The 12,297-nt window shown below is 64.2% G+C and carries 8 protein-coding genes; 5 read left to right on the plus strand and 3 right to left on the minus strand.

Annotation, left to right across the window (positions count from 1 at the left end):
- Entirely contained in the window at positions 1-603 is a 603-nt protein-coding gene (locus tag Q0K06_RS04845; RefSeq protein WP_294549268.1) for an ATP-dependent Clp protease proteolytic subunit, read from the plus strand.
- 35 nt (positions 604-638) lie between these two features.
- Positions 639-845 carry a hypothetical protein gene (locus tag Q0K06_RS04850; protein WP_294549271.1) on the plus strand — a complete coding sequence of 69 codons (207 nt, stop codon included), beginning with the start codon at positions 639-641 and terminating at the stop codon, positions 843-845.
- Positions 846-1,119: 274 nt separating this feature from the next.
- Here the strand turns inward: Q0K06_RS04850 and Q0K06_RS04855 are convergent, their stop codons facing one another.
- Positions 1,120-2,898 carry a VWA-like domain-containing protein gene (locus Q0K06_RS04855; protein ID WP_294549274.1) on the minus strand — a complete coding sequence of 593 codons (1,779 nt, stop codon included), beginning with the start codon at positions 2,896-2,898 and terminating at the stop codon, positions 1,120-1,122.
- Positions 2,895-3,953 carry a MoxR family ATPase gene (locus tag Q0K06_RS04860; RefSeq protein WP_294549276.1) on the minus strand — a complete coding sequence of 353 codons (1,059 nt, stop codon included), beginning with the start codon at positions 3,951-3,953 and terminating at the stop codon, positions 2,895-2,897. The genes Q0K06_RS04855 and Q0K06_RS04860 overlap by 4 nt, the downstream gene beginning before the upstream one ends.
- A 394-nt stretch (positions 3,954-4,347) precedes the next feature.
- Here Q0K06_RS04860 and Q0K06_RS04865 point away from each other — a divergent pair, with 394 nt between their 5' ends.
- The 3 genes from Q0K06_RS04865 to Q0K06_RS04875 all read left to right on the plus strand — a co-directional run bounded on the left by Q0K06_RS04865 (position 4,348) and on the right by Q0K06_RS04875 (position 7,897).
- The gene (locus Q0K06_RS04865) at positions 4,348-4,791 is read left to right on the plus strand and encodes an Hsp20/alpha crystallin family protein (RefSeq protein ID WP_294549279.1); all 444 of its coding nucleotides are present in this window, start codon (positions 4,348-4,350) and stop codon (positions 4,789-4,791) included.
- Positions 4,792-4,962: 171 nt separating this feature from the next.
- Positions 4,963-6,243 carry a 2-hydroxyacyl-CoA dehydratase family protein gene (locus tag Q0K06_RS04870; RefSeq protein ID WP_294549281.1) on the plus strand — a complete coding sequence of 427 codons (1,281 nt, stop codon included), beginning with the start codon at positions 4,963-4,965 and terminating at the stop codon, positions 6,241-6,243.
- Positions 6,236-7,897, plus strand: coding sequence for an acyl-CoA dehydratase activase (locus Q0K06_RS04875; RefSeq protein ID WP_294549284.1), 1,662 nt, complete (start codon positions 6,236-6,238; stop codon positions 7,895-7,897). The genes Q0K06_RS04870 and Q0K06_RS04875 overlap by 8 nt, the downstream gene beginning before the upstream one ends.
- Positions 7,898-7,970: 73 nt before the next feature.
- Here Q0K06_RS04875 and Q0K06_RS04880 read toward each other — a convergent pair whose 3' ends face one another.
- Positions 7,971-12,275: an S-layer homology domain-containing protein gene (locus tag Q0K06_RS04880; protein WP_294549287.1), complete on the minus strand. Its 4,305-nt coding sequence runs from the start codon at positions 12,273-12,275 to the stop codon at positions 7,971-7,973.
- Positions 12,276-12,297 lie beyond the last annotated feature (22 nt).

Here is a 12,297-nt window from a genome sequence, read left to right on the forward strand (position 1 = left end):
ATGAACATTCCCAACATTCTGATGGAGACCAGCTACGGCTACACCAGCTGCCGCCTTCAGGACAGCCTGATGCAGCAGCGGGCCGTGCTCTGCTTCGGGGCCATCACCCCGGAGCAGGCCGACAGCCTGATTCTCCAGCTGCTCTACCTGAGCGCCCAGTCCGACCGGGAGATTACCATGTACATCCACAGCCCCGGCGGAGAGGTGAACAGCGGCTTTGCCATCTACGACACCATGAAGCTGCTGGGCTGCCCCATCCGCACCGTCTGCGTGGGCGATGCCAGCAGCATGGCCGCTCTGCTCTTCGCCGCCGGGGACACCCGCTGCATCCTGCCCCACAGCCATGTGATGATTCACGACCCCCTGGTGCAGCAGGTCAGCGGCAGCACCATGAAAATCAAGGACTGCGCCGATTCCCTGCTCCGGATTCGCTCTGCCATGGCCGATATCCTGTCCCAGCGCACCGGCCGGACGGTGGAAGAAATTCTGGAAAAGACCGAGCAGGAGACCACCTTCAGCGCCCGGGAGGCGGTGGAGTTCGGTCTGGCCGACCAGGTCCTCGACACGGTGGCCGGCCTGCCCCGGCCTGAGGCAGGAACCTGAGCCCCGGGCGCACAGACAGAGAGGAGGAGCATACCATGGAGGACTTTGAGCGCCCCGCGCCCCTGAGGGGGGAGGAGGCGAGGTACGCGGCAGCCTGGCTGGAGGAGCTCCGCCGACGTCTGGACGACCTTTACAGCCAGATGCCCGAGGACTTTACCGGCGTGAAGTTCGAGTGCTGGATAGAGCGGTGCGCCGAGCTGAGCCGGCAGATTGGCCTGCTGGAGGAGGTGCTGCGCAGCTGAACGATAGAATGAAAAAGGACCCGCGCCAGGCGTCCGAAAGAGCTTGGCGCGGGTCTTTTCTCAATTTTTCAAATTTTCAAACAATTTCATGAAAATTCCATCTGATTTGCTGTACCTGAAATGCAGGTACAGCAAAAGAGACGGTTTGCTGCATGCAGCAAACGGGAAGAAGAGAATTTTGATTCTCAGGAAAAGTTTATTTTGTAAAAGCCGGAAGGGGCAGGCCGTCATAATGGCCTGCCCCTTCCGGTATTTTTAAAGACTAAAAACAATCTTATTCCAGATAAAAGACCGGGCCTCTGGGCGGGAAGGGCAGGCTGCGGCCCCGGGGCACCAGAAAGGCGTGGTCCCGGCCGCAGAGGTTCAGCCGGTCGCACGCGCAGTCGGTGATGATGATCAGAGGGGCGTCCTTGGGGAAGTCGGAGGCCTGCTCCAGCAGCTCGATGCCCGGCTGGAGCACCGTGCCGCCCCGGCCCCGGACTTTTACGCTGCCGGCGATGTCGGCGGCCTCCATATACCCCTGGTCGTAGGGGGCGGCGTCGCAGAACACCACCCGCACCCGGTTTACGTCCCGGGCCGCGCTGTAACTGGCGATAGACCCCAGGGCGGCGGAGAGCAGGGACCGGTCCATGGAGCCGGAGGTGTCCAGCAGCACGCCGAAGGTGCGGCCCGCCTGGGCCGCCTCCTCATACCGCCAGGAGGGCCGGGGGATGTCCGGCGTGGCCGACTGGCGGCGGCTGAGCCGGGCGTAAGTGCGGCGCCTCTCCAGGGGCTCAAACCGCTCGTCAAACCACCGGGCCAGCTTCACATCCCAGGGGATGGGGGGCTGGGACAGGGCCCGAATCTCCTCCACCAGCCCTTCGGGCAGGTAGCCCCGCTCATGGGCCTGGTGGTAGTCCAGACCCCGCTGGATGGCGGAGCGGCACCAGCTGTCCAGGTCCACAAAGTCCCTGGTGGCCGTCCAGTCGGGTGGGCCGAAGAGAATGTCGCGCTGGGCCATGCGCCTGTATTTGCGCAGGTTGGCGGCCAGACGGTCGTAGACGCTCTCTGCCGACAGGCCCTGCAGCTCCGGGTCGAAGAGCAGGCCGTCGGGCATGGAGCCCACCTCCATGTCCCGCAGCCACTGGTTGATGACATAGTCGCAGGCCACGTTCCACAGCTCCGGGTCCCGCCTGCCCAGCCGGGCCTCGTGGCACAGGGCGGCGTGGAGGTACTCATGGGCCAGGACGAACCGCCACTCCTGCTCGGTGAGCCCGGCGGCGGGGTTGACGTAGATCTCCTTCATCCGCATGGAGATGGCGGCCACCGGGATGTCCATCCGCTGGACCGTCAGGGGGTCGTCCACCAGCCTGAAGCCGGAGGCCACGCCTCCCAGCAGGGGATAGCTGGACAGAAACCACTCCTGGGCCCGCTGGATGGGCCCCATTTTTTTGCGGTCACCCGGCTGGGTGGTGACGCCGCCGGCGTAGTCCACGGCGGAGCGCAGGGCGTCCCGCAGGCTCCCGGCAAAGAGCTGCCGCCAGTCCGGGGGTTTCTGCCACCAGCCGGAAGGGGCAGGCTCCCACACCATGTCGGGCCGCCCGCCGCTCATGGTGGAGAAGCGAAAATAGGCGCTGTCGCTGTGCTCCTTCAGCCAGCGCCAGAGGGCCTCCTCCTCCCGTGTGTTGGGGGGCAGGGGGGCGGACAGCTCACCCGGCGGCGTGCCCACCCGCAGGTCGGACAGGTACCGGGCCGCCACGCAGTCGCAGGCGGCGTTCCACACCATATCGCCCGCCCTGTCCTCCCGGATGTGGCCCAGGGCCAGGTGGAGCAGGCAGTGGGCCAGTACATAGGCCCACTCCTGGGGCGCGGCCCGGCGGCGGCTGTTGGCGTAGAGGCCGCCGTTGGCGCTCACCCACACCCAGTCCTCTTTGGCCATGGGGTAGCTGTCATCAAAATGGGGGGTGGCCTCCTTCATCAGCGGACCCAGCACAGGGTTCTGGTTCACCAGAGCGCACCCGGCCTGAAAGGCCTCCTTGGCCGGGTTGGGCTTGTTCTGCTTTTTCCCGCTCATCCGTTGCGCTTGTCGGCCAGGCGGGGCAGGTCCCGGAACAGCTCCACCACAAACCAGTCGGGCAGCTCCCTGCCGTCCTCGGGGGTCACCGCCATCCGGGCAATCTCCAGGCTCAGGTCGGCCAGCTCGGTGATACGGTCCTTGGCCTGGAGCACCAGGACGCGGCTGTCGGCGCTGAGCCTGCTCCGCTCCGGGGGCAGCTCCTTCACCAGCCGGGCCCGGAGGGACTGGGCCAGGAAGTAGAGCACATCCCGCTCCTCCGGCTTATCCGGCCAGGGCTGCTCGCCGGAGAGAATCTTGTCCAGGGCGTACTGGCTGCGCACCTGCCGGATGTAGGCCAGAAACTGGGCGGCGTGCTGGGGACTGAGGCAACCGGCGGCCAGGATGCGAAGGCTCTCCACGCTGATGTCCGCGCCGTAGCTGTGGATGGCGTCGCTGAGCATGTGCCAGGAGCGGGGCATGGAGAAGGGCTCCTCGCTCTTGGGGGGCTTGGACCACAGGTGGTCGGGGCGGCTGGAGATGTAGTCGTAGATGTAGGGGTGGATGTTGTGCGCACCCGCCCACTCCAGCCACAGCCGGGGGCTGGCGGTGAGCTCCACATGGAACATCCGGTTGATGAGAGCGGAGGACATGGGCCGGGTGATGGCGTTGTCCTGGGCCCGGTTGCCCGCGCCCACCACGATGGAACCCTCGGGCAGATGGTATTCCCCGATGCGCCGCTCGTGGATGAGGGAGTAGAAGGCCTTCTGTACCTCCGAGGTGCAGGCGTTCAGCTCGTCCAGGAACAGCACATAGGGCTCTGACCGGGCGATGGTCCTGGGGGGACAGAACTGGCTGAAGCCGTCCCGGATTTGGGGCACGCCGATGATGTCCTCCGGGGCCAGCTGGCTGCCCAGCAGGGAGACGCACTCCAGCCCCAGGCTGCCGGCGAACTCCTGGACGATGGCGGATTTCCCGATGCCGGGGGCGCCCCAGATGAAAACAGGGCGGACCAGGCCCACATTTAAAAGGACGTCCAATAGCTGCTTGTGGTTGACGGTAACTGTGAGGTTCATAAATAGCTTCTCCTGTGGTCTGGGGGAGGAATCTGCGGCCTGAGCCGCATGTCCGGCGTAGTAAACAATTTTAACATAAAAAACAGGCGGAAGAAACAAAAAAGCAAAGTCTTGTTAAAATTTAAGAGTTTTATCTGCGCAGAAAATATCCTCCGCTTTCGAGAAAAACAGGAAAGCACAGAGAAAAAAGGGGCCTTTTCTGCCGCCAGGCAGGCCGTCTGGGGAGAGAAATCCTATATTTTATGAACAAACATCATATTCTTTGTAAACGTTAGCACTCTCCTCTTGACAGTGCTAATCCCCGGTGCTATAACATAGTTGTTCCAAGAGAGGGAGACCAAAAGGTTCCCTCCCGCAGGGCAAGAGATAAGTGATATGAATGGAGGAATGACTTATGTTGCCCAGCATTTTTGGTGAGAATTTGTTCGATGAGTTCTTTGATAATAACTTCGGGATGTTCCCGATGTGGAATGGCCGCAACCCTCTGTACGGCAAGCACGCCAAGAACCTGATGAAGACCGATGTGCGGGAGACCGAGAACACCTATGAGGTGGACATCGACCTGCCCGGCTTCAAGAAGGACGAGATCAGCGTGGACCTGAAGGACGGCTACCTGACCATCAGCGCCTCCAAGGGCCTGGACAAGGACGAGAGCGACAAGAAGGGCAAGTACATCCGTCAGGAGCGCTACGCCGGCGCATGCAGCCGGAGCTTCTATGTGGGCGATGTAAAGCCCGAGGATGTGTCCGCCAAGTATGAGGACGGCATTCTGAAGCTGTCCATGCCCAAGCAGGCCAAGCAGGAGCTGCCCAAGAGTTCCACCATCGCCATCGGCTAACCGAATCAGAAGAAACGAGGGGCGCTGCCGCGCAAGCGGCGGCGCCCCTCGTTCGCGCTGTTTTGGTGAGAATGCCGCCGCCCGCCCACTTGCCCGGAGTGGGTCAGCTGTGCTAAAATGTACAAGTTAGTTTTGCGGAAAGCGGATTTTATTTTTCAACAGGTGAATGGTATGCCGATTGTAGATACGTTTGGACAGTTTGTGGAGAAATGGTGCGACACTGCGCCCCAGCGGGCCCGCTGGCTGCTGAAAACCGGGTGGGAGGCGCAGAACCTGAAATTCCGGTTCCTGCCCGACAGGCGGCTCATTCCGGCGGACCGGTATCTGGCCCGCCTGATGATGGACACCATGCTGCGGCCCCTTCAGCACCCGGAGCAGTGCGCCATTATCAGCGTCTTTACCCCCTGCGAGCTGCTGCAGGAGGCAGGGCTGAGCCCCTACAACGCGGAGGCCTTTTCCTGCTACCTGTCCGCCTCCAGGGCCGAGCGGGGACTGCTGCAGCAGGCGGAGAACGCCGGGGTGTCCGAGACGCTGTGCAGCTACCACAAGACTTTCCTGGGGGCGGCCCAGAAGGGCCTGCTGCCCAAGCCCCGCTGCATTGTCTACACCAGTCTGATGTGCGACGCCAATCTGCTCACCTTCCGGACTCTGGCCCAGATGTACGGCGTGCCCCTGTTCGCCATCGACGTGCCCCTCCGGCAGACGGAGGACAACGTGAAGTATGTGGCCGGGCAGCTGCGGGAGCTGGCCGCCTTTCTGGAGGAGGTCACGGGCCGGAAAATCGACGCCCAGTCCCTGCGGACCCGGGTGGGCGTCAGCCGGCGGACCCTGGAGAAATTTCAGCGGTTCCAGCGGCTCCGGGCCGGCCGGTATATTCCGGAGGACCTGGTGTCCCCCCTCTACTGCGGCATGACCAACAACATCCTGCTGGGCACCCCCCAGGAGGAGAAATACGTGGACATGCTGCTGCGGGACGTACAGTCCGCGCCCCCCAAGCGGGGCAAGCACATCTACTGGATGCACACCATCCCCTTCTGGTCCGGCGCGGTGAACGACGCCCTGTCCTTCAGCGAAAAGGCCCAGATTGTGGGCTGCGAGCTGAGCCAGGCCTGCCCGCCTGACTTTGACCCGGAGGAGCCCTATGAGGCCATGGCCCACCGGCTGGTGTACCACTTCCTCAACGGCAGCGTGAACCGGCGGATTGAGGCGGGCATCCGCCACGCCAAGGAGGCGGGGGCGGACGGCGTGGTGTGGTTCGACCACTGGGGATGCAAGCACACCATGGGCGCGGCCCAGCTGGCCAAGAAGCAGTTTGAGGCTCAGGGCCTGCCCCTGCTGATCCTGGACGGGGACGGCTGCGACCGGAGCCACGGCGGCGAGGGCCAGACCGCCACACGGCTGGGGGCGTTTCTGGAGATGCTGGACCAGGCGGGAGGGACGAGAGATGAATAAACTCTACTATGTGTGCAAATACACGCCGGTGGAGCTGCTGACGGCTCTGGGGGCGGACTGCGCCAACCTGAACGGCATGCCCCAGGGCTTTGACCGGGCGGACCAGATCGCCCACCCCAACCTGTGCGGCTTCGGCAAGGCGGTGCTGGAGCAGGTGATGGCCGGGGAGGTCAAGGAGCTGGTGCTGGTCAACTGCTGCGACACCATCCGCAGCGTGTATGACATCCTGGCCGACAGCGGCAAGCTGGACTTCCTCTATCTGATGGACATGCTCCGCAGCGACGGCACATGCAGCCGGGAGCGGACTGTGGAGCAGCTCAGGGACCTGGCCGCGGCCTACGGGGTCTACCGGGGCGCTGCCTTTGATATTCAGGCCTTCCGCAGGGCCTTTCAGCCTGTGGAGCGGGGCATGGAGCCCTACATCAGCGTGCTGGGCGCCCGCATGGGGAAACAGCTCTACGACATGGTGAGCAAGGCCATGCCCTACCCGGTGGAGAACGACACCTGCGTCCACAACCGGTCGGTGGGGGAGGCGCCGCCCCCGGAGGACGGGGATTTTGACAGCCTGATGGACTGGTACGCCGGAGAGCTGCTCCGGCAGCTGCCCTGCATGCGGATGATGGACAACACCGGCCGCAAACAGCTCTACCGCCACCCCAACCTGAAGGGGATTATCTACCATACGGTGAAGTTCTGCGACTTTTACAGCTTTGAGTACATGCAGGTCAAGCAGGAGGCGGCGGTGCCCCTGCTGAAAATCGAGTCGGACTACACGCTGCAGAGCAGCGGCCAGCTGCTGACCCGGCTGGACGCCTTCGCCGAGCGCATTGGAAGCCACTGGCAGGAAGGAATGGAGAAAAAGATGGGCAAGGGCTATTTTGCAGGCATTGACAGCGGCTCCACCAGCACGGACGTGGTCATTCTGGACCGGGACGGGCGCATTGTGACAGGGGTTATCCTGCCCACCGGCGCGGGGGCCGCCGCCGGGGCGGAGCGGGCCCTGGAGGAGGCCCTGTCCCACGCGGGGCTGAAGCGGGAGGACATCGACGCCATGGTGACCACCGGCTACGGCCGCACCGCCATCGACCAGGGGGACAAGAGCATCACTGAGATCACCTGCCATGCCAGGGGGGCCTACTATCTGGACCCCGCGGTGCGGACGGTCATCGACATCGGCGGCCAGGACAGCAAGGTTATCCGGCTGGACGAGAACGGCGGCGTGGTCAACTTTGTGATGAACGACAAGTGCGCCGCAGGCACCGGCCGCTTCCTGGAGATGATGGCCCGGACCATGGAGACCAGCCTGGACCAGATGAGCCATATGGGCCTGAAGTACCATGAGGACATCACCATTTCCAGCATGTGCACTGTGTTCGCCGAGTCGGAGGTGGTGTCCCTCATCGCCCAGAACAAGGCCCCTGACGATATTGTCCACGGCCTGAACAAGGCGGTGGCGTCCAAGACGGCGGCCCTGGTCAAGCGGGTAGGCGGCGAGGAGCGGTACATGATGACCGGCGGCGTGTCCAAAAACGAGAGCCTGGTAAAAACCCTGGAGGAGAAGCTGGGCGCCGCCCTGGTGGTGGACGAGAACGCCCAGCTCTGCGGCGCCCTGGGGGCGGCCCTCTTCGCCATGGACATGGTGGACCGGAGCTGAGCCTATAAAAAGCATACAAAGAGGCCGTGGGGCCGCTCAGAGAGCGGCCCCACGGCCTCTTTGTATTAAGGGATTACCGGCTGAAGAACCGGTACAGGAAGGTGACCACCTGGGCCCGGGTGCAGGTGAGCATGGGGGAGAAGGTGGCGGCAGAGGTGCCGGTGGTGACATACTCCGCAACGGCCCATTTCACCGGATACCAGAAAAAGTCGTCCTGGTCCACGTCGGTAAAAGCCATGGAGCCGGAGAGCTGCCTGGGCGAATCGTCGGCCCGCCACAGGAAGGTGACCACCTCCGAGCGGGTGCAGACGGCGTTGGGGGAGAAGGTGGCGGGGGTAGAGCCGGTGGTGATGCCGTTTGCCGCCGCCCACAGCACCGCGTCATGGTAGAAGGCGCTGGAGGGCACGTCCCGGAAGGGGTTCTCGGCGGAGGCGCCGGCCGTCCCCTCCAGGCCCAGGGCCCGCCACAGCAGAGTGACCACCTCGGAGCGGGTACAGGCCCGGTCGGGGGAGAAGGTGTCCGGGCCGGTGCCCGAGGTGACGCCGTTTTCCACCGCCCACTGGACCGCGTCGCAGTACCAGCTGCCGGCGGGCACGTCCCGAAAAACGGAGGAATCTCCGGTGGTGACGTCGCTGGTGGGCCGGATGACCGCGTCCCCGTCCTTCAGCAGGTATTTCTGCCCGGGCGCGCCGGCGTCCACGTCCAGGGCCATGGTCAGGTCCTTCAGAGCCACGCCGGAGAACAGCACCTCACGGTGCAGGGCACTGTTGGCGTCCAGCTCCAGGACGGTGATGTCCGCTGTGCCCGAGCCGTAGACCTCCACCGTCCAGTCGCCGCTGGTGAGAAATACAGCGGTCTGGCCGTCCACGCACTCCAGCTGGAGGCCGCCGGACTTTTTCACGGTGGAGATGACGCCGCCCCGGATGGTGGCCGCCACATCGCCGCTGCTGCTCCTGATTTGGGCGTTGGCGGAGGAGGCGAAAGTGACCATCTTTCCGCTGGCGTCAAAGTCACTGATGGAGTTGAGGGTGCCCGCCTCCAGCCAGGCCAGATAATGGGCTGGCTGGTGGGCCCGGCCGATGGCATTCAGCAGGAGTGCAGCGGGGGCGTTGACAGGCAGCAGCGGCAGCAGGACAGAGATGGACAGCCCGTTGGCCAGCGTCTCTCCTGCGGAGTACTCCGGCTCTTTCACGCCGTAGTAGGCCCGCAGGCTCTGCTGAATCAGGTCGGAATACCGTTCGTTGTAGGCGCTGCGGCTGCCTACCGCAACCCCCAGGGAGGAGATGAGCTGCTGGACTGCGGCGGGCTGAGCCACATAGGTGACGGACTCGTCATCATCCAGGTCAATGCCGGAGAGCGCCTCGAACTCGTCCTTGCGCACCTCGGGCAGGACGGAGGGGAAGGTGAGGGTGGTGCCGTGGCGGCCGAAGCCCCACTTGCTCAGGGGCACGCAGGGCACCAGGTCGGCGGCGCTGATAATGGAGAACAGCCCCCGGCAGGCCTTGGGGGAGGTGGTGCAGTTGGGGGCGGCGAACACATAGGCGTAGAGGTTGTCGCTGTCGATCTGGGAGGACATGGCCTGGGCCAGCAGGTTGCAGGTGGCGCCGGAGCGGCTGTACCCGGTCATCCACAGCTTTACGTCCCCGGAGAACTGGTACAGGTCCTTCAGCCCGGCGATGTAGTCCTCCAGCTCAGCCTGGACCGACTTGGTAGCGGCGGAGAAGCCGGCGTGGTCGCCGCTGGCGCCCACATTGAAGTTGTCCGCCCACTCGCCGCCGTAGCCGCCGCCCCGCAGCACCACGGCCACCACCACGTCCTGGCCGATCTGCCTGCTGGCAAAGCCGTAAGCCACCTTGGAGGAGGAGTCGGTGAGGGCGGTGTTGTAGTTGTGGAACTCCGCATTGCCAAAGCCGATGTCGGAGAAGAGCCGCTGGAGGTTGAGGGCCCGGCGCAGGTCGTGCTCGGGCAGCTCCTCGGTATAGAGGTTCTGCCGGGAGTAGCCCGCCATGGCCAGCTTCAGGGTCATGACGGCCAGGTCGCTGTGGTAGGCGCTGTTGTCGTAGGAGAAGAAGCCGTCGTTGTAGTAGAAGGAATAGGAGGCGGTGTCCCCGTTGGCGTCGGGGTACTCAAAGGTGCCCCGGGCGATTTTATCCACATCGGAGGGAATGTACCGGAATTTGACGCCCTCCATGCTGCACTGGAGCTCCGCAGGGGTGCGGACGTAGCCCGTCACCGTCAAAAGCGAGGTCCAGCCTTCCAGGGCGTGCTCTCCCACGGCCTGGAGGTCGGGACCGCACCGGAGGTCCGTCAGGTCAGAGCACCAGGCAAAGGCCTGCCGGCCGATGCTGATGACGTGGGTCAGGTCGATGGAGGTGAGGGAGGAGCAGCCGTTAAAGGCGTGGTCCCCCACCACGGTCAGGCAGTCGGGCAGGGTGACGCTGGTCAGCTTTCTGCAGCTCTGGAAGGCGCCGTCGCCGATCATAACCACCGGGCAGCCCTCCAGCTCCGCCGGGATGGCCACGCTGACCGCTGTCTCCCGGCAGTCGGTGATGACAGCCTTTCCATTTACGATCTCGTAGGACAGGTCGTCGCTGACGCCGGGCGGGTCCTCCGCCTTGACGGTCAGGCCCTCGGCGTTATAACTGCCGGTCTTGCCCTGGTAGCAGGCCTGGACGGTGTAGGTATAGGTAGCCCCAATGATGACCGTCCGGTCGGTGTAGGAGCCGCCGGAGCTGCCGGATACGGCGGCGATTTTTTGGTAGCTGCTGCCGCTGCCCGACTTGCGCAGGATGTTGAAGCTGTCCACCGTGTGGGTCTGGCCGGGGACGGTGAGGGGCAGGGTCCAGGTCACGGTCACCGCCTTGTTGGCAAACTCCGCCTTCTCCAGAACGGGGGTGGGGATGGTGCCGGAGGAGGGCTGGGTGGTAGAATCGCCGCTGGAACCGCCGCCTGAGAAGCGCATGCCCCGCAGGACAGGGTAGGGGTAGCTGCCGCTGCCCATGGTCCAGATGCTGTCAAAGTCAAAGCCGGTGAAGCTGGAGGAGGAGCCCATCTGGCGCTCACTCAGACCGCGGACGTTGACCAGAGAGTCATCCGCATAGCCCTCGGGGAGCAGGGGCAGGGCGTCGTCCTGACGCACCAGGCCAAAGCAGTTCTCCAGGTCCCAGGGCCAACCGCCCAGCGAGGCGGAATAGGAGTTCCCGTTGGAGTCTTTCCCCATATTGACGGCGGTGACCCGCCCTGTGTTATAGCAATTCCGGGCCAGCCGGGGACCCCAGCCGGACAGGCCGCCCACCATGCAGCAGCCGTCGCCGGAGATGTCGCCGCAGTTGAAGCAGTCGTACAGGGTCCCGCCGTAGGAGAGCAGGCCGCCTACCTCGCTGGCCCGGCTGCTGTCGGAGCCCTTCGTGGTATCCGTGACAGAAATGTCCGCGGCGTTCATGCAGCGGGTGAGCGTGGGGCCTGAGGAGCTGGAATTGTTAATGATACCGGCCGCTTTGCCCTCCGGGCCCCGGTATGTGATGGCGCCCCAGTTCTGGCAGCCGGTAATCTCGCCTGAACCGTGGCCGCAGATACCGCCGATGAGGGCGCTCTGGCCCACAGCCTGGATATCGCCCATATGGATGCATCCGGTTATGGTGATGCGGTCGGCAATGCCCACAATTCCGCCCAAATCAGGCCCGGAGAACAGGGAACCGGGGTGGGTGGAGACAATGCCGCCCGCCATCCAGCAGTTTTCCACCAGGGCGCCGTCGCCGGAGGCCCGTCCCACAATGCCGCCCATGGCGCAGGAAGAGGAACTGGAGGAACCGGAGGGGGCGGCGTCATGAATATCCCCGGAGAAGTAGCAGTTGGAGATGACCGAGGAGGTGGCAGAAGTGGCGATCTCCCCCACAATGCCGCCGATGGGGGAGGGATTGCTCACGGTTGTATCCGGATAGATGGCGGAATTTTTCACCCCCACATTCCGGATGGTCCCGCCTCTGAGAGAGGCAAACAGGCCGCCGGAGCCAGTGATGCCGGTGATGACATGGCCGTTGCCTTCAAAGACGCCGGTAAAGGGGGAGGTGGAGCACAGGGGCTTCCACTGATAGCCGGACAGGCCGATGTCGGCCATCAGAATGTAGTTGCGGTTGGGGGCGTCCGAGATGGCCAGCAGATCGGCGGCGGTGTACACGCCGGTGTACCCGGCGGGGACCTGGGCGGCCTGGGACACCGGCGCCAGAAAGCCGTCCAGCACCGGCGCGGCAGGCTTGAGAGAGCCCGCCGCCTGCGCCTTGGGCGCCAGGGGAGCGCACAGCCCAGCCGCCAGCGCCAGGGTCAAAAGCCAGCTGACGATCCGTGTTGTATTCCGTGTCCTCGTATCTTGTTTTTTCATGACGTTTCCTCCCGGCATTCCC

Source organism: uncultured Pseudoflavonifractor sp., from assembly GCF_944387805.1.
Taxonomy (GTDB): Bacteria; Bacillota; Clostridia; order Oscillospirales; family Oscillospiraceae; genus Pseudoflavonifractor.